Origin of the sequence: Paraburkholderia sp. MM5384-R2 (genome assembly GCF_014201025.1) — a bacterium.
Taxonomy (GTDB): Bacteria; Pseudomonadota; Gammaproteobacteria; order Burkholderiales; family Burkholderiaceae; genus Paraburkholderia; species Paraburkholderia tuberum.
Window position 1 is genome coordinate 15,741 of record NZ_JACHDI010000002.1, and the last position, 21,431, is coordinate 37,171.

At 63.0% G+C, this 21,431-nt stretch carries 21 protein-coding genes and 2 pseudogenes; 13 read left to right on the forward strand and 10 right to left on the reverse strand.

Going from position 1 to position 21,431, the window contains the following annotated elements:
* The first annotated feature begins 256 nt into the window (after window positions 1-256).
* From HDG37_RS03990 to HDG37_RS04000, 3 genes are all read left to right on the forward strand, one after another.
* Window positions 257-1,513 (forward strand): hypothetical protein, encoded by a 1,257-nt coding sequence (locus tag HDG37_RS03990; protein ID WP_260332777.1) that lies wholly within the window; start codon window positions 257-259, stop codon window positions 1,511-1,513.
* A gap of 308 nt (window positions 1,514-1,821) precedes the next feature.
* Window positions 1,822-2,934: a BMP family ABC transporter substrate-binding protein gene (locus tag HDG37_RS03995; RefSeq protein WP_184044546.1), complete on the forward strand. Its 1,113-nt coding sequence runs from the start codon at window positions 1,822-1,824 to the stop codon at window positions 2,932-2,934.
* Between the two features lie 26 nt (window positions 2,935-2,960).
* Complete coding sequence (locus HDG37_RS04000) at window positions 2,961-3,497, forward strand: nucleoside deaminase (RefSeq protein ID WP_184044548.1); 537 nt, start codon at window positions 2,961-2,963, stop codon at window positions 3,495-3,497.
* A 499-nt stretch (window positions 3,498-3,996) separates the two neighbouring features.
* Here HDG37_RS04000 and HDG37_RS04005 read toward each other — a convergent pair whose 3' ends face one another.
* The 7 genes and pseudogenes from HDG37_RS04005 to HDG37_RS04035 form a co-directional block, all read right to left on the reverse strand.
* On the reverse strand, window positions 3,997-5,064 hold the full coding sequence (locus tag HDG37_RS04005) for a purine nucleoside permease (RefSeq protein WP_184044550.1): 1,068 nt from the start codon (window positions 5,062-5,064) through the stop codon (window positions 3,997-3,999).
* A gap of 290 nt (window positions 5,065-5,354) precedes the next feature.
* Window positions 5,355-5,453, reverse strand: a pseudogene (locus tag HDG37_RS04010) (GntR family transcriptional regulator); the annotation flags it as partial.
* 117 nt (window positions 5,454-5,570) lie between these two features.
* Window positions 5,571-7,181, reverse strand: coding sequence for a histidine ammonia-lyase (gene hutH, locus HDG37_RS04015; protein ID WP_184044552.1), 1,611 nt, complete (start codon window positions 7,179-7,181; stop codon window positions 5,571-5,573).
* 19 nt (window positions 7,182-7,200) lie between these two features.
* A complete protein-coding gene (locus HDG37_RS04020; RefSeq protein WP_184044554.1) occupies window positions 7,201-7,992 on the reverse strand; it encodes an ABC transporter ATP-binding protein in 792 nt (263 codons plus the stop codon).
* Between the two features lie 25 nt (window positions 7,993-8,017).
* Entirely contained in the window at window positions 8,018-8,764 is a 747-nt protein-coding gene (locus HDG37_RS04025) for an ABC transporter permease (protein WP_184044556.1), read from the reverse strand.
* Window positions 8,765-8,782: 18 nt separating this feature from the next.
* On the reverse strand, window positions 8,783-9,505 hold the full coding sequence (locus tag HDG37_RS04030) for an ABC transporter permease (RefSeq protein ID WP_184044558.1): 723 nt from the start codon (window positions 9,503-9,505) through the stop codon (window positions 8,783-8,785).
* Window positions 9,506-9,600: 95 nt separating this feature from the next.
* The gene (locus HDG37_RS04035) at window positions 9,601-10,461 is read right to left on the reverse strand and encodes a transporter substrate-binding domain-containing protein (RefSeq protein ID WP_184044560.1); all 861 of its coding nucleotides are present in this window, start codon (window positions 10,459-10,461) and stop codon (window positions 9,601-9,603) included.
* A gap of 156 nt (window positions 10,462-10,617) precedes the next feature.
* Here HDG37_RS04035 and HDG37_RS40245 point away from each other — a divergent pair, with 156 nt between their 5' ends.
* The 3 genes from HDG37_RS40245 (at window position 10,618) to HDG37_RS04050 (ending at window position 13,586) form a co-directional block, all read left to right on the forward strand.
* Window positions 10,618-10,902, forward strand: a complete 285-nt coding sequence (locus HDG37_RS40245; protein WP_409259959.1) for a hypothetical protein — start codon at window positions 10,618-10,620, stop codon at window positions 10,900-10,902.
* A gap of 82 nt (window positions 10,903-10,984) precedes the next feature.
* The gene (locus HDG37_RS04045) at window positions 10,985-11,584 is read left to right on the forward strand and encodes a LemA family protein (protein ID WP_184044562.1); all 600 of its coding nucleotides are present in this window, start codon (window positions 10,985-10,987) and stop codon (window positions 11,582-11,584) included.
* Between the two features lie 52 nt (window positions 11,585-11,636).
* Complete coding sequence (locus HDG37_RS04050; protein ID WP_184044564.1) at window positions 11,637-13,586, forward strand: M48 family metallopeptidase; 1,950 nt, start codon at window positions 11,637-11,639, stop codon at window positions 13,584-13,586.
* 82 nt (window positions 13,587-13,668) lie between these two features.
* Here HDG37_RS04050 and HDG37_RS04055 read toward each other — a convergent pair whose 3' ends face one another.
* Window positions 13,669-14,586 (reverse strand): mechanosensitive ion channel family protein, encoded by a 918-nt coding sequence (locus HDG37_RS04055; protein WP_184044566.1) that lies wholly within the window; start codon window positions 14,584-14,586, stop codon window positions 13,669-13,671.
* A gap of 240 nt (window positions 14,587-14,826) precedes the next feature.
* On the opposite strand from HDG37_RS04055, the pseudogene HDG37_RS04060 reads away from it, so the two are divergent.
* From HDG37_RS04060 to HDG37_RS04090, 7 genes and pseudogenes are all read left to right on the forward strand, one after another.
* Window positions 14,827-15,114, forward strand: a pseudogene (locus HDG37_RS04060) (hypothetical protein); the annotation flags it as partial.
* On the forward strand, window positions 15,107-15,364 hold the full coding sequence (locus HDG37_RS04065) for an AlpA family transcriptional regulator (RefSeq protein ID WP_184044568.1): 258 nt from the start codon (window positions 15,107-15,109) through the stop codon (window positions 15,362-15,364). The pseudogene HDG37_RS04060 and the gene HDG37_RS04065, both read left to right, overlap by 8 nt.
* Window positions 15,365-15,624: 260 nt before the next feature.
* The gene (locus HDG37_RS04070; RefSeq protein ID WP_260332742.1) at window positions 15,625-16,062 is read left to right on the forward strand and encodes a type VI secretion system tube protein TssD; all 438 of its coding nucleotides are present in this window, start codon (window positions 15,625-15,627) and stop codon (window positions 16,060-16,062) included.
* 12 nt (window positions 16,063-16,074) lie between these two features.
* The gene (locus HDG37_RS04075; protein ID WP_184044570.1) at window positions 16,075-16,593 is read left to right on the forward strand and encodes a DUF2778 domain-containing protein; all 519 of its coding nucleotides are present in this window, start codon (window positions 16,075-16,077) and stop codon (window positions 16,591-16,593) included.
* Window positions 16,574-16,840 (forward strand): hypothetical protein, encoded by a 267-nt coding sequence (locus HDG37_RS04080; protein WP_184044572.1) that lies wholly within the window; start codon window positions 16,574-16,576, stop codon window positions 16,838-16,840. Before HDG37_RS04075 ends, HDG37_RS04080 begins: the two co-directional genes overlap by 20 nt.
* 13 nt (window positions 16,841-16,853) lie before the next feature.
* Complete coding sequence (locus HDG37_RS04085; RefSeq protein ID WP_184045250.1) at window positions 16,854-17,111, forward strand: hypothetical protein; 258 nt, start codon at window positions 16,854-16,856, stop codon at window positions 17,109-17,111.
* Window positions 17,112-17,366: 255 nt separating this feature from the next.
* The gene (locus tag HDG37_RS04090) at window positions 17,367-18,224 is read left to right on the forward strand and encodes an MBL fold metallo-hydrolase (RefSeq protein ID WP_184045252.1); all 858 of its coding nucleotides are present in this window, start codon (window positions 17,367-17,369) and stop codon (window positions 18,222-18,224) included.
* 151 nt (window positions 18,225-18,375) lie between these two features.
* Here the strand turns inward: HDG37_RS04090 and HDG37_RS04095 are convergent, their stop codons facing one another.
* Complete coding sequence (locus HDG37_RS04095) at window positions 18,376-20,337, reverse strand: hypothetical protein (RefSeq protein ID WP_311540975.1); 1,962 nt, start codon at window positions 20,335-20,337, stop codon at window positions 18,376-18,378.
* A complete protein-coding gene (locus HDG37_RS04100) occupies window positions 20,334-21,413 on the reverse strand; it encodes a Gfo/Idh/MocA family protein (RefSeq protein ID WP_184044574.1) in 1,080 nt (359 codons plus the stop codon). The genes HDG37_RS04095 and HDG37_RS04100 overlap by 4 nt, the downstream gene beginning before the upstream one ends.
* Between the last annotated feature and the right edge of the window lie 18 nt (window positions 21,414-21,431).

Sequence of the window (21,431 nt, forward strand, 5' to 3'; positions counted from 1 at the left end):
CCTGGTCGCGGGTATCAGTTGCGACAACGACCCGTTGAGAGCCGGGCTCCTGCGGTCGAGTCCCGAGCCTTCAGACGTAGCCTGCCGCTACGCGAAACCCGGCTCACAGGCCGCGACGCAGCCGTTCGGCAGATCAGCATGTTGCTCCAGACGACGCAGGTATTGACGCTCACTGGAGCCGGCGGTATAGGGAAGACGAGCCTGGCTATAGAGGTAGCACGGCAGGCATCGAACGATTCTTCCCGCGCTGTGTGTTTTGTCGAACTTGCCACGGCAACAACCGAAGGATGCGGTCCTATGCGAGGTCGCCGAAGCATGCGGGCTGTCCACGCCCGATGCTGCAGTCGACATTGCGCAACTGGCTGCGGCGGTTTCCGGCAAACGTCTGCTCCTCGTGCTGGATAACGCCGAGCATGTGATCGACGCCGTCGCGCGGATCGTCGACGCACTCGTAGCGACAAGCGAAATTCTGCGTGTGATGGTAACGAGTCGTGAACCACTTCGCCTGATGCAAGAGACGGTGTACCGGGTCGAGCCACTCGACGTGCCGCCTTCGCATTCAACCCATGCGGAGATCGTCCAGTTTCCAGCGGTAAAGTTGTTTTTGCTGCGCGTCAATTCAATCCAACGGTATGCATACGCCGGCTGCGAGGAAATTCATCTCATCGGCGAGATCTGCCGCCGGCTGGACGGCATTCCTTTGGCGATCGAGCTGGCAGCGACGCGCGTCGCTGGCCTCGGCATTGGGGGTGTTCATCGCTATCTGCACGACCGTTTCAGTTTGCTGACGGGCGGCTACCGGACCGCTCTGCCACGCCATCAAACCTTACGTGCGACGTTCGACTGGAGTTTCTTCATCCTGAATCCATGCCATCAGTTACTGTTCAGGCGCCTCGCGGTATTTAGCGGCGGCTTTACGTTCGATGCGATGTGCGCGGTGATGTGCGACGAGAAATACGCTGTGGCGGACGCGATCGGCGGCATCGGCGATCTGGTGGCGAAATCGCTCGTCAACATTGAGCTGGAGGGGCCGGTAAGCAGGTATCGCCTTTCCGATTCGGCACGTGCCTATGCGCTGGAGAAGCTGCATGCGCAAGGCGAGCAGAGGCTGATCGCGGCGCGCCATGCACGCTATGCCTCCCATTGCTTGCGACCGTGTCTGGCTGACAGTGTCGCTGAACAATTGGACCTGGAAATCGATTTCCGGCAGTCGCTGGATGATGCACGCAGCGCTTTCGATTGGGCGTTCTCGCGGCATGGCGATACGCGGATTGGAGTCGAGCTCGCGGCAGGTCTCACAGAGGCGCTGCTCGATGCGGGCCTGATTCACGAATGCCGCACGCGTGCTGAGCAGGCCATCGATGCGCTTGAAGAACTGCCCCCTGCCTCGGTGGACTCAGACACCGAAAATGCGCGTACGTGCCACTCTCGCCTCGGCATTGATCTATGCTCAGGGGCCCGTGTCAAAGTCGGCACAATCGTGGACGGAACTGCTGGCTCTTGCTGGCGATAGAGGCGACGGTTCTGGTGCAAATAGTGAAGGTGAATCGGTTAAGGTGTTGCCCCCCGATCTCATCATCCGACAATGATGTCCGAGCGCGGCCTGTCGCTGGTCCACACGACGATCGCGGTCTCCTATTCGAACTCCGCGATCCGCAGGCCAATTTCCCAATGGCTTCATATCCATTCCGTTATACGACACATAACGAATCAATATTTCGGCCTTGATATTGACTCACCACCATCATCGCTGACGCGACGCAGCCAGTCGTCAGGACGACTGGCGTCGTCTCCTTCCAGTTCCCCATCTTCGGAGACTCCATGAGAACAAACTTCGCTCGCGCGGTGGTGCGCTCACTGCGCCCTGCGGTTACGCTTTTAGCCGCGCTTGGCATCTATGTCGCGTTGAGCCCCACTGCCACCGCCGCGGTGCCGATGGGCGTCGCGTTCGTCTACCTCGGCAACCCCGGCGACGCTGGCTGGACCTACGCACACGAACAGGGTGTGAAGGCGATCGAAGCGAGGTTCGGTGACAAGATCAAGGTCACGCGCGTCGAGAACGTACCCGAATCCGCTGACTCGGAGCGCGTGTTTCGCGACCTCGCGAACAAGGGCAACAAGATTATCGTGGGCTCGAGCTTCGGATTCCAGGACTTCGAACTGAAGACTGCAAAGGATTATCCCGACGTCGTCTTCGAGCATGCGACCGGATACAAGAAGGCCACGAACTTTGCGACCTATGACGTGCGCACGTACCAGAGCGCCTATCTGGCTGGGCTCGTCGCCGGCTATACGACGAAGACGAATACGCTCGGCTTCGTCGCCTCGGTGCCGGTCCCGGAAGTGGTGCGCAACATTAACGCCTTCACAATGGGTGCGCGTTCGATCAATCCGAATGCGAAGGTAAAGGTCATATGGATCAATAGCTGGTTCGATCCAGGCAAGGAGAAACAGGCGGCCGAAACGCTGATCGGCCAGGGAGCCGACGTGCTGATCCAGAACACCGATTCGACGGCGACAATGCAGACTGCCGAGCAGAAGAATGTGCACGCGTTCGGTTGGGACTCGGACATGAAGAAGTTCGGCCCGAATGCCCAACTGGGCGCATGCGTGAGCTACTGGGGCGTCTACTACTCTCACCTGATCGAACAGGTGCAATCCGGCACGTGGACCAACGCGCCGACGTGGTGGGGTCTCAAGGAAAAAGCAATCGACCTCGCTGACATCAACACTACAGCCGTACCGCCTGCCGCGCAAAAAGCGCTGGCGCAAAAGCGCGACGACATTATCGCTGGCAGATTCGATCCGTTCTCCGGACCGATCAGGGATCAGAATGGCGCGATCAAGGTGGCAGCCGGCACGTCGCTGCCCGACGCCGAGTTGCTGCGGCTCAACTGGTTCGTGCAGGGGGTCGAGGGCACGTTGCCGAAGTAACTCAGCCAACGTGGAGGAGACACACTTTGAGCCTTGTCATTTCCCCGCAACAGAACGCGTCGGCGTTCCCTGAGCAGGGGCTCGCGCCGACACGCGAGCAGATCATCCGCCATCTGCGCCATGCAAGCGTTATCGCGGAACGTGCGATGCTGTTGGGCCGTCACCCGTTTGGCGCCATACTCGTCGGGCCTGATCAGGAGTCGGTTCTAATAGAACAGGGCAATGTCGATTCCGTCAATCATGCGGAAGCAGTGCTCGCGCGTATCGCCGCGCTCAACTTTACGCCGCAATTCTTGTGGGGTTGCACGCTCTATACGACGGTTGAGCCATGTTGCATGTGCGCAGGCACGGCATATTGGGCCAACATTGGGCGGGTGGTTTTTGCAATGACGGAAGAGCGACTGCTGCAAGCCACGGGCAATCATGCAGAGAATTCGACGATGAGTGTGTCGTCGCGGTATGTCTTCGACCATTGCCAGAAGCGCATTGAACTGGTTGGACCCGTGGCCGAGGTCGAGGAAGAAGTGATGCAGGTGCAGCGCAGGTTCTGGGGACGCCGATGAGCATGGCGCATCGCGGCCTTATGTTCGCATCATGCCGCGCGCGGAGCCGCCACCGCCCGCGCAGGGGCCGCCGCAGCCACCGCGCCCGCAGGGCTCGGTTCGGGACTTGCGCAGTGGCGGCCGTTCGGCGGATCAGACCACCCGAACGTACCTCCACGCTGAGAGACGGACAGCATCCTCAATTGACTCGATGGTGAAAGCCCTGCGCCTCGCAAACTCACGCCGGCGATCGAGGAAGCCAGCGGCGCTCACTGGAACGAGCGTGAGCGGAGCACGTTGCTGACCGACCCTCGCGCGCACTTTTCCGGTGAGGTAGGAGCACAAATGCTGAGATGGCGCGGTCCGATCCCGTGAGGTCGCATGCCGGTGCTCCGAGCACACCACCGGTCTGCGTTGGCGTAGGCGTGGCCACCGCTCGCGCCGCGGCAGCAGACGACAACGGTGGACACGAGCGCTGTGCAGACCGGCACGCGGTACTCTCCACCACGCCGCAAACGCGCTACCGCTGCGGTACGCCGTCGCGCCACTCGCCCCAATGCGTGACGATGTCCTGCACGAGCGGATTGCCCGTGAGGAACAGATTGTCGATCGCGATCGTGAAGCCGCCCTGCGACGAGTAGTTGAGCAGGTTGTCCGCGCTCGACTGGCCCGCGTACGGCCGGTCGAAGTCCGAGCCAGCGCGCAGCACCGCGACACGGTTCAGGTCAACGCGATGCACGGTCGCCGCGCGCGTCAGCGCCTCGAAGGTGGCGTTGTCTTCCTGCTGCGTCGTGCAATAGGTGCCCTTGCCGTCGGTCAGGATCTTCGTCCATTGCCGCGCGCGCTCGCCGAGATCGGTGCCCGACCACCAGGTATCGCCTGCCAGCGTGTCGCACTGGATCACGGTCGGCGGACGGTTCGCGGGCGCATAGTTGTATTTGGCGCGGGCAGCCTGCGCCTGTGCGTCGTCGGTCAGCGTCACGTTGCGCGACAGCGCGAATGCCGCGTTCGAAAGCGCCGGATTGAGCTGGAACACTTCGGTGCGATAGTCGAGCGGCGGCTTCTGCGTCGGGCCCGTCGTGTTGATGCCGAGATAGCCGGTATTCCAGCCCGGCGGAATTTCGCGTCCGTCGATTTCCCATTGAATCCCGAAGTCGACCAGCCAGTTCGCCCACGCAGCGGAACCGACGGTGCCCTGAAGCGGATCAATACCAGCGATGCCCGCCACCATGAAGTACGTATGACGCAAGTCGAAACGCGGCGAGAACGTCAGCGCCATGATCGACGCGGCGGCATTCGCGTGCCCCATGCCCGTCGTCATCACGCAGACCTCCTTGCGATTGCAGTGTACGGCAGGGTAGTCAGGAGACAGGCCCGCGACGGTGATGTCCTGCCACGGGCCGAGATGATCGAGCCACACCTGGCCTTCCGGACCGAACATCGAAATGATCATCACCTTGACCGGCCGGCCATGCGACGCGCCGTCGTCCTGCGCGAAGCTGTCGTCGGCATGCGCGATGGCCGGTGCAACTGCCGCGCCTGCCACGAGCAACGATGAAATCGCTGCACCAAAAGCACGATTTAGCATAAGAGGTCCCACCTGATATGTAAGAACTGCGGTTGCGAAACGTGAGTCGCGTGCCGTGTTGTCGACTGACGTCGTGGTTTTTTGTCGGCGTGCAGCGTGGGACCTGGGCGTGAGCCGTTCAGGTGACAGTGAGTATAAGCAGAGAAAAATCTGTATTGCCAAGCGGACGAATGTCATTCTCGGCTACAACCGTTTCAGGAACGCCGCGATCACTCTTGCAGGCATTGAGTTGACGCATCGCATTCGCAAAGGCCAATTCAACCTGGCGAAGCTCGGCCTCAAAGATACCGCCGCGTCAGCACACGTTGTGCGCTCAACTCGCGCAACACGCGCGAAACGGTCATGCGTGCGACTCCGGACTCCTTGACCAACTCGGTTTCCGAAGGGATTGGCAAGCTTGCGCTGCAGCTTCAACCGCTTCGCCTCTCCACCCGCCTGCGCCGCCTCGGTCATGACTGTCCTGGTTGCACCGTGAACGATTTGCGCGGCGCCGCGCGACGCCAGCCTCAAGTACCGACCGCCCCGGGCAAAGCATCGTTCGCCGAGGCCGCCGCGCTGCCCGCCACGGAGTCCGTTGGTGCCGGAATGCAGAAATCCCGTGAGGGCCGGACCGTCAGCGGGCCGGGCAACGGCGGCGGACCATCATCCATGATCATGTGAAATGCGCGTGTCATGTCGTCCGCAAGCGGACGGTCGTCACGGTAGGTCGGCAAGACAGCGCGAACCTGGCTATACAACGCCTGCGTATACGGCGCGCGCTCGGCCGCGATAGGCTGCAGGTCGTATGCCTGAGCCGCGGCAAGCAGTTCAATGCCAAATATGCGGCCGCTATTGTCGATGACGGCAAGCGCCTTGAGCGCGGCCGGCGTGGCGTGGCAAAGGTGATCTTCCTGCAAGCCGGACGTCACACCGCCGTCGAGACTCGCGGGCGCGGCCTCGCGGCGGTTCTGCGCGACCAGCGCCGCCGCCGTGTATTGCGCGATCATGAAGCCCGAGCGCGTGCCGCTCGCTTGCGCGAGAAACGCGGGCAACCCGCTCACGAGCGGATTGACGAGACGATCGAGACGCCGCTCCGCCATCGCGGCCACCTGCGCGACCGCAGCCGCGAGGCTGTCCATGGCGAGCGCGATCGACGCGCCGACGGCGTGCGCCTGCGAGAACACGCGCGGCTCCTCGGGCGTGCCGGCGATGATCGGATTGTCCGTCGTCGAGGCGAGTTCGCGGTTCACGACTTCGGCCGTCGCAGCCAGCACATCGCGCGCCGCACCGTGCACATGCGGAATCGTGCGCATGCTGAGCGGATCCTGCGTACGCCGTCCGAGTGCCGCCGCCAGCAGACCGCTGCCCAGCAGCGCCGCGCGCATGCGCGCGCCGACCTGCGCAAGGCCCGGTGAGATGCGATACGCGAGCGAGCCCGCGTCGAACGCCACCATCTGCCCGCCGAGATTCTCGAAGCTCATCGCCGCCACGGCGTCAGCCCAGTCGAGCAGCCGGTGCGCGCGTTGCACCGCGAGCGCCGCGAGCCCGGTCACGCACGGCGTGCCGTTCACGAGGCTCAAGCCTTCTTTCGCTTCGAGCGACAAGGGTTCGAGCCCCAGCCGGCGCAGCGCCTCGGCGCCGCTGATGCGCTCACCACGCCAGTTCACGTGCCCCGCGCCGACGCACACGAGTGCGATATGCGCCATGTGGCTCAGATAGCCGACCGAACCGAGCGCGGGCACTTCGGGCAGGCAATCGGCCTGGAGCAGCGCGACGAGCCGCTCGACGAGTTCGACGCGCACGCCCGAATGCCCGTGCGCGTAATTGTTGATGGCTGCGGCCATGATCGCGCGCGTCTCCTGCGCGCCGAGCGACGCGCCGACGCCCACCGCGTGGCTCATCAAAATGTTGTGCGAAAGCGTGTGCTGTTCGGCCGGCGACACCACCACGTCGCACAACGCGCCGACCCCGGTGTTCACGCCATAGGCGCGCATGCCGCGCGCGATGATCTGCTCAACGAGCGCGCGCGCGGCGCCAATGCGCTCGCGCGCTTGCGCGGAAAGCTCGAGCGGTGCGCCTGCCGCGACGGCGCAGACTTCGCGCCAGTCCAGCGGGCTTCCGGTACGGATGACGGTCATGATGAACCCCGACGATGGATCAATGTGCGTTGCGGTCCTGATGGCTCGACACGAACTGGCGGAAGCGCTCCGACTTCAGTTCGCCGAATACCTCCGCGGGCGTGCCGTCCGAATCGACCTGGCCCTGATCCAGGAACATCACGCGATTGGAAACGTGTTTCGCGAAGCCCATCTCGTGCGTGACGACGAGCATCGTGCGGCCCTCGTCGGCAAGCGTGCGCATGACGCGCAGTACTTCGCCCACGAGTTCGGGATCGAGCGCCGAAGTTGGCTCGTCGAACAGCATCACCTTCGGATGCATCGCGAGTGCGCGCGCGATTGCCACGCGCTGCTGCTGGCCGCCCGAGAGATGTGCGGGATAGTGGCCGCGCTTGTCGGCGAGGCCGACCTTCACGAGCAGCGCCTCGGCTTCCTCGACCGCTTCGGCGCGGCTGCGCTTTTGCACGCGCATCGGGCCTTCGATCAGGTTCTGCAGCACCGTCATGTGCGACCACAGGTTGAAGTTCTGGAACACCATGCCGAGCTGCGAGCGCACGCGGTCCACCTGGCGGCGGTCGCCCGGTTGGAGCTTGCCGTCACGGCGGCGCTTCATCTTCAGCGCTTCGCCGGCAAGCGCGACGGTGCCGTCGTCGGGCATCTCAAGTAGATTCAGGCAGCGCAGGAACGTGCTCTTGCCCGAACCGCTCGCACCCAGGATCGAAATCACGTCGCCTTCGTGGGCGTCGAGCGAAATGCCCTTGAGCACGTGATGGTCGCCGAACGACTTGTGGATGTTCCTCACGGACAGGGCGACCGGTGCGACTGCGTTCATACGATTCTCCGGAAAGATGGGCCGATCAAGACGCGACGCGGCGGGTTTCGAGTTGCGTGGCGGGACGGCGCACGACGGTGGGCGCGGCGCGCAGATGGCGCGAGAGGCGCCGCTCGACGAGGCCGATGAGGCGCACCACGAGGAAATTCAGGCATAGATAGATCAGCGCAGCGCACGTGAACACCTCCGTCGTGCGATAGGTCTGCTGAATGATCTGTTGCGCGACACCAGTCACTTCCCAGACGGTGACAAGGCTTGCGAGCGCCGTCGACTTGACGAGCAGCACGGCTTCGGTCGAATAGGCGGGCAGGCACTGCCGCAACGCGATGGGGCCGATCACGCGGCGCAGCAGCGCGAAGCCCGACAGGCCGATTGCATGACCCGCCTCGATCTGCCCGGCCGGCACGGCCATCAGGCCGCCGCGGATGATCTCGGCGGTGTAGCCCGCCGTGCACAGCGCGAGCGAGAGCACGGCGCACACGTAGGGCTCGCGCAGCACGGGCCACAGGAAGCTTTCGCGGATCACGCCGAACTGTCCGAGCCCGTAGTAGACGAGAAACATCTGGATCAGCAGCGGCGAGCCGCGGAACACGAGAATATAGGCGCGCGCGAAGCGGTTAGGCAGCCAGTGCGGCGAGACGCGCATCGTGACGATCACGAGCGAAAGCAGGCCGCCGAGCACGAGCGAGGTGAAAAAGAGGCTCAGCGTGGTCGGCACGGCGGCAACGAGCTGGCGCGTCGTGTCGAGAAGAAAATCGAAATCGATATGCATGATGAGGCCGCCCTTGCGTCAGTTGCGCGCGAAGTTGCGCTTGAAGGAGCGGCCGACGATCGTCTCCGCCCGGCCGAACACACGGTTCGAAACGCCCGTCATCGCGAGATAGAGCGCTCCGCCAACGACGAAGAACAGGAAGTACCGGTGTGTCGATCCCGCCGCGACCTGGCTGGCACGCAGCAATTCGGCGAGACCGGTGACCGAGATCAGCGCCGAGTCCTTGAGGCTCAACTGCCACACATTGCCGATACCCGGCAGTGCGAATCGCAGCACCTGGGGAATCAGGATGCGGCGCGCCATGGTGAGCGTCGGCATGCCGATCGCGCGCGCAGCTTCGAGTTCGCCGCGCGAGACAGCTAGCACGGCGGCGCGATAGACCTCCGTCTGATACGCGCCGGAAATCATGCCCACCGCGAACGCGCCAATCACGAACGGCGGCACGCCGATGAAGCCGTCGGCACCGAACCACTGCCCGATCGAGGACACCAGCGTCGAGCCGCCAAAGTAGAACAGATAGATGACAAGCAGTTCCGGCACGCCGCGGAAGACGGTCGTGTAGAAGTCGCCGATCACGCGCGCCGTGCGAAAGCGCGAGAGCTTTGCCGCTGCGACGAGCGCGCCGAATACCGCGCCGATCGCGAGCGCCGCAAGCGTCAGCACCACCGTCATGAACGCACCGAGCAGGAGCAGGCCGCCCCAGCCATCGGTCCCGAAGCCGAGCATTTCGAAAAGAGCCATCACGCCACCTCAACCAAGCCTGCGAAACAAGCCGCGCGGCATCAGCCTTTCGAGCCGGATCAGGCCGAAGCGCGCGGTCACGTTGTGAGCGACGCTCAGGGCGTCACATCGGTCTTGAACCACTTCTCCGAAAGCTTCTTCACAGTCCCGTCGCTAATCGCCGACGTTATCGCCGCGTCGAACTTCGCCTTCAGGTCCGCGTCCTGCTTGCGGAACGCGAGGCCTTCGCCCGGCCCCCAGATCAGGCCGCCGATCTTCGGGCCGGCCGTCACCGTCGGCACCGCTTCCTTCTTGTCGGCATTTGCGGCGTAGTACGTCACATCGTCGAACGACGCGTCGATGCGGCCATTGGACAGATCGAGATCGCGTTCCGGCGAGGTCTTGTAGACGCGGATCGACGCGACATCCTTGAAGTTCTCGTTGATGAAGCGCGTATAGACCGTGCCCGACTGAATGCCGATGGTCTTGCCCTTGAGCGCCGTGCGCAGCGCCTGGACGGCGGGCGCGTTCGACTTGGCGTCGGTGTCGAGCTTCAGCGACGCCGGGGTTTCGGTTGCCGTCGGCAGGATCTTCGTGTCGGTGACCGCGAAGGTCGCCGGCGTGGACGCATACGGCTTCGAGAAGGCAATGATCTTCTCGCGCTCTGGGGTGATCGAGATCGCGTCCATCAGAACATCGAACTTTCCGGCTTGCAAGCCGGGAATCATGCCGTCCCAGTCCTGCGCCACGAGATTGCACTTGAGTTGCGCCCGCGCGCACAGGTTAGCGGCGAGTTCGGGTTCGAAGCCGCCCAGCTTGCCGCCCGGTAGCGTCATGTTCCAGGGCGCGTAGCCGCCTTCGAGGGCGATCGTCACTGTCGTCCAGTCCTTCGCCTCGGCGGTGTTGCCCACAAGCGCCGCCGCTCCAAACGCGGCACCGATCAAACTCTTGACCAACCATCTGCACTTCGCCTGCATGTCCACACTCCTTGGGATTGCCGAAAACTTCATTACGGTAGCGCGCCAATCGCGGTTTCGTCTTGTCTAGACAAGATGCGGGAAGTCGAATTTTGGCGCAAGCGCAATTTCTGAAAATGTCGCCGATTCAGGGTATCCACCAGGTCAGGGTCTCGGATCTGGCGCTTTACCCCGCCTGGCGGCGAACGCACAGTGGCAGTCACGGGTAATCGCATCAGCGACGATGCCGATGCAGTTCGTCGCTGGGCGATAGCCGGGGAAGGCCTTGTCTACAGGTCGCGACTGGACCTCATCGACGATCTGAAGGCAGGTCGACTGGTGGAGTTGTTTCCGCCGGCGTATTGCGAGCCTTCGCCGCTGCACTTGATTTGTGCTCACCGTGCGCGACTGACACGCTTAATTCGCACCCTTTGTCTTATAACAGTTAGACGAATTGATTGAATTAAATGTCATTTCACTTATCCTGTTTTCATAGTCGCGCGATGGTCCAAACCAGCAGTCCTCTCGTCGGAGGTCACGGCCAATGAGTCCCGTCGTCGTCACCCTGCTCGTGCTGCTGGGCGTCGGGCTACTGCTCGCGCTCCGCCTCATGGGCATCTACAACGGGCTAGTGGTCGCCCGGAACCGCTTCGCGAACGCCTTCGCCCAAATCGACGTGCAGCTCAAACGCCGCTACGAGCTGATTCCGAACCTAGTCGAAGCGGTCAAGGGCTACATGGGTCACGAGAGGGAGACGCTCGACGCCGTCATCAAGGCCCGCAACAGCGCGATGGCAGCCGAGCAGAAAGTCGCCGCCAACCCCAGCGACCCGGCGGCCATCAGGGGGTTTAACGAGGCCGAGGCCCAGCTCGGCGGCATTCTGGGCCGGCTCTTTGCGCTATCCGAAGCGTACCCGGACCTCAAGGCCAACCAGAACATGCTCGCCCTGCAGGAGGAACTGAGCTCGACCGAGAACAAGATCGGCTTCGCCAGGCAAGCCTTCAACGACGCCGCCACCGACTACAACAACCAGCGCGAAGTCTTCCCAGCCGTCATGGTGGCCGGCATGTTTGGTTTCAAGGAAGCGTCACTGCTCGAAACCACAGAGGCCGAGCGCGCAGCGCCCAAGGTGTCGTTCGGGTAACACGGAACCGCCACGGCTCCGTGCGCTTCACGCTCTCAAAACCGCGCCGACCATGGCCACCAATTTCTTTCAGCAGCAGGATTCGGCACGGCGCAAGACCTTCCAGCTGGTGGTCTATTTCGTCCTCGCGATCCTGATTCTGATCGCCCTCGTGTACGGTCTGTTGGTGGCGCTCAGCATGTATGGCGCTCACGAGCCAGTGTCCTGGTGGCAACCTGACATGCTCCTGCTCGCGGCGCCGGCGGTGGGCATCCTGGTCGGCGGTGCCAGCGCGCTCAAGGTGGCCCAGCTCGCTTCTGGCGGGCAGGCCGTCGCCTTGATGTTGGGCGGTAAGGAGGTGCCCGGCACGACCACCGACGCGCGGCAGAAGCGGCTGCTCAACGTCGTCGAGGAGATGGCCCTCGCTGCGGGAGTGCCGGTGCCCCCCGTATATGTTCTGCCGGAGACCGGCATCAATGCCTTCGCGGCCGGCTACGCCCCGGGCGATGCTGTGGTCGCCGTCTCCCAGGGCTGCCTCGACTACTTGACCCGTGATGAGCTGCAGGGCGTGGTGGCGCACGAGTTCAGCCATATCCTCAACGGCGACATGCGGCTCAACATCCGGCTGATCGGCCTGATCTTTGGGATCATGGCGTTGTCCATCATCGGCCGCAGCCTCATGTTCGCTTCCCGCGGACGCTCGTCGGGAAGACAGGATTCCCGCGGCGGCATGGTGCTACTGGGCCTGGGCGTGTTTGTGCTGGGACTGGTGGGAGCGTTCTTCGGTCGGCTGATCATGGCAGCGGTGTCCCGGCAGCGCGAGTACCTGGCCGACGCTAGCGCCGTCCAATTCACGCGCAACCCCGACGGGATTGGCGGAGCACTCAAGAAGATCGGCGGGCTGGCCGAGGGGTCGCGCATCGACACCCCCCGGGCCGCCGAGGCTGGTCACATGTTTTTCGCCAACGCTTTCGCCGGCGAGGGGCTCGCCGGACTGCTGGCCACCCACCCGCCCCTCGTCGAGCGCATCCGCCGGCTCAATCCCCAGTTCGACGGCCAGTTCCCGGAAGTGCGACCGGTCGATGTCGATCGGGAACAACTCAAGGGCACCCGCCCCAGCCGCGTCCCGCCGTTCGCCGGGGTTCCCACGTTACCGGGGCTGCCGCAGGTGCCGGTGCCGGTATTGGGCTTCGCCGAGGAAGCGGCGTCTCGGGTCGGCCACGTCCATCCGGAAGTGATGAGCTACGCCCAGGCACTGCACGACGGTATGCCCGACGCGCTCCGGGTTGCCGCCGAGGAGCCGTTCAGTGCTCGCGCCGTAGTCTGCGCGCTTCTTCTGGACCCGCTGGAGGACCTGCGGGAACTTCAGCTGGCCCAGCTGAAGGCCGGCGCCGAACCGCGGGACTTTGCCGAAACCTTGCGGATGGTCGCCCCAGTCCTGGCTCTGCCGGACACGCATCGGCTGCCCCTCCTGGATCTGGCGCTGCCAGCCCTGCGGCAGATGTCGCACCGCCAGCACCAGGCTTTCCGCGCACAGGTCGAGTTGCTCATGATCGCCGACCAGCGGCTGAGCCTGCTCGAGTACACGCTCCGCTGCGTCCTGCATCGCCATCTCGACGCCCAGTTCCTGCCGCAGCGTCAGACGCGTCCCTTGCACAGCTCGCCGCAAAAACTGGCGCAGCCGGTGGCGACGCTGTTAGCGCTGTTGGCCTGGGAAGGCCGGCCGGAACCCGACCGGGCCGCCCGAGCTTTCGATACCGGCATGCGCGGCTACATCGGCGGCGACCACACCCACCGCTTGCCGCCCCGCGAGAAACGTTCCCTCATCGAACTCGATGCGGCCCTGCGAACGCTCAATCAATCCGTTCCGGCAATCAAGCGCCGGATCGTCGCCGCCTGCGCGGCGTGCATCCTGGCGGAGCAGCAGGTCACCGTCCGTGGAGCAGAGCTGCTCCGCGCCGTTTGCGACACGCTCGACTGCCCGCTACCGCCGCTCGTCGCGAGCGAATCGGACAGGCGGTGAACGACATTGCATGCAGGGTTTTGTCGCGGCAAGGAACGCAGAACAACTGCGATCGCTATGCCGCGGGATCGAAGAACCGGGGCTACACCCCCTGCTCCGGTTTTCTGATCGCGGATGATTCTGCCTGACCGGCGGCTGCGCCGGTGACCGACGCGGCCGTCGCGCTCGGCACGATGTGCAATTCACGGGTGCGCAACGGCAGCGAACATTGCGCGTCGGTCAGTGTTTGACGCACCCGGCGCGCGAGTTCCCAGCGCATGGTCCAGAACATGTCCGTGTTCGACCAGACGCGGATATTCAGCACCGCCGTGCTGTCGTCGAAGCGGATGACCATCACCTGCGGCGCGGGATCGCGGAGCGCACGCGGGTCGGCGGCGGCGAGCGTGCGCAGCGCCTCAAGCGCGCGATCCACATCGTCACCGATCGAGATCTCCACTTCGAGATCGAGCCGGCGCATCGGATTACGGCTGAAGTTGCGGATCGAATTGCTCCACAACGCGCTGTTCGGCACGTATTCGCAAATGCCGTCGGGTTTGGTGAGACGCGTGGTGAACAGATTGACTTCGTCGACCGTGCCCGCGACACTGCCGGCTCCGCCCTCGATATAGTCGCCGACCTTGAACGGCCGCAACAGTAGCAGCATGATGCCGGCCGCGATGTTCTGCATCGTGCCTTGCAGCGCGAGACCGACCGCAAGACCGGCTGCGCCAAGCACGGCAATGATGCTGGCCGTCTGGATGCCTAACTGCGACAGCGCACCGACGATCGCGACAATGCGAATGCCCCACAGGCCGATGTCGCAGAGGATTGGTCGCAGCGTGGCGTCCATGCGTGATTGACGCGCAAGAAGCCGGCTCAGCGACATCGAAGCGCGGCGCGCGACCCACCATCCGATCACCAGTATGCCCGCAGCGGCGCCCAGACGAATCGAGAACGCGGTGAGCATATCCAGCAGGAAGGCCCATCTGCCCGCACTGATTTCGACGAGAAGATTCTCCATGTGTCTTGACGATCCCTATATTGGACAGCGGGTAGATTGCCGCGCGCGAGCATCGACGGTATATGTGGACGAACTCGACTGGCTTTCGGGGATTTAACCAGATAACTTCCGTTTTGGGCATTTTCAGCGGTTAAAGCTGCGTGTTTTTTCTGAGCTGTTATCCAGATCGCTTTTGGTCGTAACGGCAGCCGCCCGCGCTAGCGGCTGCCCGCCCCGAGTTCCGTGAACGGCCCCGCCGGCGTGACCTTCATCGTGCGCGGCGCGCTGCACGTACCGATTGAAGGATCGGTCGCGCTCTTTCTCGCTGGAGCGGCGCTGCACCTGTTCGCCACCACTTCGACGGGCATTTTCATGGCCACGCTCGAGCGCAGCATGCCGCAGTTCGCCCAGAACGTCATGCTCGCCGCGCCCACCACGCATTTCGTCGAGCTCGGCCAGGCCGTACTCTTTCGTGGCGCGGGCATCGCAGTGGTCTGGCAACCCTTCCGGTGGCTCGCGGCGATAAGAGGTCACGCAGCGCATGAATGAGCGCCTGCTACGCCGCGCCGAGGTCGAGCAGCGTATTGGCCTGACCGGAACGACGATCTATCTGAAGATCGCCCAAGGCAAGTTCCCCAAACCCATCAAGGTCGGCGTGGCGGCCGTGCGCTGGCGTGAAAGCGAGGTCAATCAATGGATCGCAGATTGTGCGGCAGGCACATTGCAGCACGCCCCGGACGCAGGCAAGGCGCAGATAAAGCCGCGAAGGAAGGCGAAGCGCCAGCGATCCGAGACCTGATCGCAGGACATCCACCCGACCCGCATCGCGCGGGTCTTTTTTTGCCTGCGCGCTGCGCTCGATCAGATCGCAGTCACAGTTCCGATGTTTGTTAAATCACGTCAAGGTATTGATAGTGCATAGCATCCCCGTTGCAAATGCTTGCGTAGCCGGGTAAAAAATTGTCCGTTCGTAGCGCATACCTTATTAAAAATGAGGTCGTAACCATGCAGCGCTCATTTAACCATTCAAGGAAAAATTCAAGATGCCGATTCCTGCACATGTGGCTGAAAGATGATGGCGGCGCAGACATCAAAGGCTCGTCAACCGTTCAGGATCGCGAGGGAAGCATTGAAATTATCAGCTTCAGCCACGGCGTGAATCTGCCAGTTGATGCGGCTAACGGCAAGATTACCGGCGCGCGCTCGCACTCGCCGATTGCGTTCGAAAAGGAGGCCGTGGCGAAGGGGCAAACGCTGCAGTCCGCCGAGATCAAGTGGTATCGCATCAACGATGCAGGCAAAGAGGAAGTCTATTTCGTGATGACGATCGAAGGTGTGAAAGTGTGTGGCATCAACCCCGGCATGGCTAATACCAGGCTGGCGCAGGCATCCGCACTCAATCACGTTGAAGCGGTCTCCATGATGGACGACCGCATCACGTGGCATTACCTTGATGGCAATATCAAATACACCGATTCGTGGAATGAGCGCGGATAAGGGGGCGTGACAATGGCCCATCAGGGTAAGTTTTTGGTGAACAACGAGCAGTTTTCGCCGCTCACAATTTTCGGTGTCGGCACGTTCGACGCGTATTCTGGAAACGATCAATACCGCAATCGCGGTGGCTGCACGGCTGTGCCAAGTAACGGTCCGACCCCTGCCCGAAGATACTGGATCGTAGACCGGCCCACTGGCGGTTTCGGGTCTCAAGCTTGGGCTTCGATAAAGGACACAGTTAATTCAGCGATTGGGAGTGCGGTACATCATCGCGAATGGTTCGCACTGTATCGGGATGATGGACTCATTGACGACGTGACATGGATCGGTGGTGTCAAGCGCGGACAATTCCGGTTGCATCCGGGAGGTGGCCAAGGTATTTCACTCGGCTGTATTACGCTTCCGAGCCGCACGGATTTTCTGAGAATCCATAACGCGCTGCTGCACACCATGACCATTCCTGCCGGCAATTCGGGGCTTCGCGCCTACGGAACAATTGAGGTCATCACGTATGGCAACACTTGTCCGTAGGCTGTTCAAGGTGGCGCTATTTGTTGGCCTGTTCTGCCTTTCCGTGCCCTACGTCCACACATTCCCTATACCGATGCCGGAAAGGCAGGCGTTTGCGTGGTTACACGCTGCAAATCGGCTTGGCATTCGCGACCCGGATGATTTATACATCCCGGTCATGCTGCTCGCTGATCTGCTTGTGGCGACGCTTGCCTATGTGGTGATCATCAGGCTATGGCGGCACTGTCGCGGCAAAAGGCAACGTTGAGAAATAGCGAATGATGTCCGCACTTGTCCGTAGGCTATTCAAGGTCGCGCTGTTTATCGGGTTGTTTTTTATTTCCGTTCGTTATATCCCGCTATCCAATAAGTGGACAGCAAGCGAAGCGCGTGCGTGGTGGCGTGCTTCGGATTGGCTCGGTATTGAAGATCCCGGCGATTTGTATTTCGTGGTATGGCTGTCTATCGAACTGATCGTGGCAGTGCTCGCCTACACGGTGATCATGAGGCTATGGCGGCGCTATCAACGCAAAAACTAACAGGGTCGATGAGCGGCGATCAGGCCGAATTCATTCCTGCGCGGTCCCGTCCAGTCCGGCGCGTGATGATCGCGTTGCGGGGGTTAACTGGTGGGTCAGAAAGTGCGCGTTTGCTCAGAGACAGGCGGGACAAGGGCGTGACGAACGAGCCGTTTGCGCCTGTACATCAATGATCGTGTAACAATCCCTCCAACGGCCGCGAGACGCCAGCGAGCGTCGAGCCGGCGGATGCGCACGTCAGCCCGGGAGCATCAGATGAAGCCCATACGTAATACCGACTCTGCTTCAGGAGAGTGGTACATCGACACTGCATGCATCAATTGCGGTGCATCTCGTCACGTAGCGCCTGGGCTGATTGTTGAGCGCAACGACAAAAGTGTCTTCGTTCGGCAGCCGGCCACACCGGAAGAGCAGCTCGATGCCTGGCGCGCGGTACTCGTATGCCCTACGGCGTCGGTACGCAGCGAAACGAAACAGCCTCGTCCGAACGCAGCGATCTTTCCGCAGCAGATCACATCGGGCGTGTGGCGCTGTGGATTCAACGCACGGTCGTCGTTTGGCGCACATTCTTATTTTGCCGCGCGTCCGGAAGGCAATCTGCTCATCGACTCCCCGCGCTATGCGGCGGAACTCGTGAAATGGTTTGACGGCGCTGGCGGTATTGCGCACATTTTGCTGTCGCATCGTGACGACGTCGCAGACGCGGACAAATACGCGCGTCAATTCGGCGCGCGCGTCTGGATTCACCGCGAGGACGTGTCGGCCGCCCCGTATGCGACGGATCTGCTCGACGACGGTTCAGCACTGAGCATTGCGGCCGGCGTGCGCGCGATCCCTGTACCCGGACACACTCGCGGTAGCGTCGTGTACCAGCTCGATGATCGCGTGCTGTTCTCGGGTGATTCGCTTGCCTGGAGCCCACGCCAGCAGGACCTCGTCGCGTTCAGGGACGCGTGCTGGTACTCGTGGACAGCGCTCACCGAATCGCTGGGCAAGTTGGCCGCGTATCGCTTCGAATGGCTGCTTCCTGGTCACGGTTGGCACGCGCATTTGCAGGCTGAGGAAATGAATGCCCGCTTGCTCGCATTGGTTGCACGCATGCGAAAGGACTGAATTCGCTGTTTTTCGCTAAAGCGCGTCGTCCTTGCCCCCGTGGAAACGCTTGAACTCGAACCGCACGTGCTAAACAATCGCCTCGGCTTAGCGTTTGGTCCGGTACGCCTTCCGCTGCCCAGGCGGGCTCCTGGCACACAATGCACGAACGTCAGAAAGACACCCCGATAACAAAAGCATACGGACGCAGCAACACCGGGCGAGTAAGCTCCGCCGACGCGGCCCCCCGCATGACGTCCGTCCCTCGCACCGTCTCCTCATCACTGATCAACGCGTCGAGAGACACGCCTCCCCCACGAAGCGTCAGTCGCACCGTACGCGCGCGGTCAGTCAGATTGGCTACCACGACTCGAATGCGCCCTTGCGGGTCTCGCGCGGCGATGCATGCGATCGCGGAGCGCTCCGCCGCCGCGACGGCGACAGGGAGCCTGTCCGATCCAGACATAGCGGCGAGCGCGCGGGCCACTGCGTACATCGGATACCGCGTCACCCCATCGCTGACGTCTGCGAGACCTCGCTCTCCCGTCAACGCACCTAGCGTCAATGTGTCGATCTGCGCACCTTCCAGCGCCGCCGCGTAACCGGCGAGCCATGCGCCCCCGAACAGCGCGGTCTGGCGCGGATCGAAGCCGGCCATCGCAATCCGTTCGCGGCGCGGGTTGGGCATCACGCGCGAGCCGTACGGATTCTGGCGCATGCCGATCGACACCGGCCCGATCGAATACGGCTGCGCCCCGACCAGCGAGCGACATGATCGGGTGATGTGTGGAATGGCTTCGAGCGTCTGCATCACGCTACGATCGTCGGCCGCGTGGACGATCGGACAGGTCGCGTGGGTCACCCAGTCCACGAGTTCCAGCGGCGGACGCTTGCGATTGAGTTCGGTGAAATAGCTCAGCATCCCGCCGCCGATCCTGAGTCCCGGAAAGGCCGCGCGCGCGGCGCGATAGACGTCGTCGAGCGCGGGACATGGTGGGCTGATGCTGCCCGGCGGGTTCGACTGCCGATGCACGGACGGGCTGACGACGATGCCGACGATCTGCAACCCGGCTGCCTCGATCAGCGCGGCCAGCGCATCGAGTTCGCGCCGCGGCTCATCGGCGCCCGGCAGCGCGTATTCGAGCACGGCCGCGACACCCGCGCGCCGCTGCAATGCCGCGAACCGCTCCAGTTCGGCCAGCCGGTGGCCAGCTACCGGATCGAAGCTCAACGTGATTTGTTGCGGGGCCAGCTCGGCCAGCAGCTCGGGATAAGCGAGCGCAGCGTCGATCTCGCTTGCGGCAATCGCGATGCCGAGTGCCGGCATCGTCTCGACCGCTTCCCGGGCGGGGTCGAGCGTGATCGTCGCGAGGTCGTCCTGCGCAGGGATCGACGGTGCGCATGTGCTGCCCGGCCACCAGGCGCCACTCCGCTCCGTGACGCTCAGCGTCACGCTCTGGCGCTCCGTGGCGCCCGCTTCCAGCGTATAAGGCCAGGGCAACACAAGCGGTCGCGAGTACGTCTTGAACGATGCATCGGACCAGTTGCGCTGGTCTTCCATCTCGAACACGTCGCCGGTGAATGCGCAGCGCACCGTGAGCCCGCAGGCGAGATCGTGTTCGATCGCGCAGATGTCCTTGAACGGCTGCCATGGATCGATCAGTTCCGGAAACACGGATTCCTCTCGTGTGCCGTCTCCATGCTCGACGCGAACGGGCACGCCTGCCACGCCGTCGATCGGATGCAGCACGCAGAATCCACAGCGGGCCGTCAGGAAAGCATCGTGTGCGGTCACGGATGCGTCGAAGCGCAGCACGCCATCAGCCGTGCAGACGATGCCCAAATCGTAGTTCAGCACCTGTCCATCAGGATTCGCACACTGCGCAAGATAGGCGATCCGAAAGCGGAGCTCGTCCTCGTCGAGTTCGACGCCCTCCAGCAGCGGACGACAGGTGCCCCAGTCCTTGTCGCGAACCAGGAACGCGACCGAGCGGATCACTTCGACGTCGCGATAACGGATCTCGCGCAACGCGCCGTCGACCAGCAGCGCCGACCACGGGCCCGCAAGCACGCGCCGCTCCTGCTCCTTGGCCTGCGTGGTGCCGTATCGGGCCATCGCGAGGTCCACGCTCACCGCGCCCCCTTCGTGTCAGCGCCGAACATCTCCGATATCTCGATGCTGCGTCCTTGCCGCGCCGACAGGTAGGTCGCTTCGACGAGCGCGAGTGTCGCCAGGTTGTCGCGCCCGCTGGTCGCCGGCTCGACGCCGCGCCGCAGGCAGTCGATCCAATGCGACTGAATGCTGGCCACGCTGCCCTGAATCGCTTCCCACGGCGCGCTCGCCCACGACAATGCAGGCGGCCTCACGTCGCGTATCCCGGTTCCCGCAGCGTTGTGAATCTGCAACCGGTAGTCCGCGAACAGGCGCAGCGTGCCGCCCGAGCCATCCACTTCGATCAGCGTTTGCGGAAACAGCTCGCGCGGCAGCCGCGTCGCGTAACTGCAGTCGACGATACTGGTCACGCCCTGCTCATGACTCAGCATGATCGTCGCGACGTCCTCGCCGTTGATCGCCGGATTCACGCGCGACGTGCTTGCGTACAGCCGCTTTACGTCGCCGAACAGAAACCGCGCGATATCGAGCACATGAATGCCAAGATCCTCGACGATGAAGCGCTCGCCTTCGGCCAGATACGGTTGGCCGCTGAACACGTCGAACCCCGAGCGGAACGACACCCGCCCCCAGAACGGCTGGCCGATCTCGCCGCGATGCAAGGCCGCGCCGACCGCCTGGATCGCGCTTTGCCAGCGGAAGTTCTCGTGAACCATCAGCGGCACGCGCGCCTCGTTGCATGCGTCGACCATCGCGCGGGCATCGTCGAGCGAGCGCGCAAATGGCTTCTGACAGATCACCGCGACTTTGGCCCGCGCGGCAAGTTCGACGAGCGCCTGATGGCTCGCCACCGTGGTCGCGATATCGACGAAATCGAGCTGCTCGCTTTCCAGCAGCGCGGCGGCATCCGAATAAAGACGCTCGATGCCGAACTCACGCCCGGCCGCATGCAGCCGCGTTTCGTCTGCATCGCACAGCGCGACGATGCGTGCCTCGCCAATCTCGCGCCACGCATGCAAATGGTTGCGCGAGAAAAACCCGCAGCCGATCAGCGCGCCTTTGAACACGTTCCGCTCTCCGTTAGAAATGGTTTGCATGCTCGCTCCGCTCATCGC

Bases quoted from the DNA above. Each gene is read 5' to 3' on its own strand.
- HDG37_RS03995 (WP_184044546.1), top strand. From the start codon at position 1,822: ATGAGAACAAACTTCGCTCGCGCGGTGGTGCGCTCACTGCGCCCTGCG.
- HDG37_RS04005 (WP_184044550.1), bottom strand. From the start codon at position 5,064: ATGCTAAATCGTGCTTTTGGTGCAGCGATTTCATCGTTGCTCGTGGCA.
- hutH (WP_184044552.1), bottom strand. From the start codon at position 7,181: ATGACCGTCATCCGTACCGGAAGCCCGCTGGACTGGCGCGAAGTCTGC.
- HDG37_RS04020 (WP_184044554.1), bottom strand. From the start codon at position 7,992: ATGAACGCAGTCGCACCGGTCGCCCTGTCCGTGAGGAACATCCACAAG.
- HDG37_RS04025 (WP_184044556.1), bottom strand. From the start codon at position 8,764: ATGCATATCGATTTCGATTTTCTTCTCGACACGACGCGCCAGCTCGTT.
- HDG37_RS04030 (WP_184044558.1), bottom strand. From the start codon at position 9,505: ATGGCTCTTTTCGAAATGCTCGGCTTCGGGACCGATGGCTGGGGCGGC.
- HDG37_RS04035 (WP_184044560.1), bottom strand. From the start codon at position 10,461: ATGCAGGCGAAGTGCAGATGGTTGGTCAAGAGTTTGATCGGTGCCGCG.
- HDG37_RS04045 (WP_184044562.1), top strand. From the start codon at position 10,985: ATGAGTCCCGTCGTCGTCACCCTGCTCGTGCTGCTGGGCGTCGGGCTA.
- HDG37_RS04050 (WP_184044564.1), top strand. From the start codon at position 11,637: ATGGCCACCAATTTCTTTCAGCAGCAGGATTCGGCACGGCGCAAGACC.
- HDG37_RS04055 (WP_184044566.1), bottom strand. From the start codon at position 14,586: ATGGAGAATCTTCTCGTCGAAATCAGTGCGGGCAGATGGGCCTTCCTG.
- HDG37_RS04065 (WP_184044568.1), top strand. From the start codon at position 15,107: ATGAATGAGCGCCTGCTACGCCGCGCCGAGGTCGAGCAGCGTATTGGC.
- HDG37_RS04070 (WP_260332742.1), top strand. From the start codon at position 15,625: ATGTGGCTGAAAGATGATGGCGGCGCAGACATCAAAGGCTCGTCAACC.
- HDG37_RS04075 (WP_184044570.1), top strand. From the start codon at position 16,075: ATGGCCCATCAGGGTAAGTTTTTGGTGAACAACGAGCAGTTTTCGCCG.
- HDG37_RS04080 (WP_184044572.1), top strand. From the start codon at position 16,574: ATGGCAACACTTGTCCGTAGGCTGTTCAAGGTGGCGCTATTTGTTGGC.
- HDG37_RS04085 (WP_184045250.1), top strand. From the start codon at position 16,854: ATGTCCGCACTTGTCCGTAGGCTATTCAAGGTCGCGCTGTTTATCGGG.
- HDG37_RS04090 (WP_184045252.1), top strand. From the start codon at position 17,367: ATGAAGCCCATACGTAATACCGACTCTGCTTCAGGAGAGTGGTACATC.
- HDG37_RS04100 (WP_184044574.1), bottom strand. From the start codon at position 21,413: ATGCAAACCATTTCTAACGGAGAGCGGAACGTGTTCAAAGGCGCGCTG.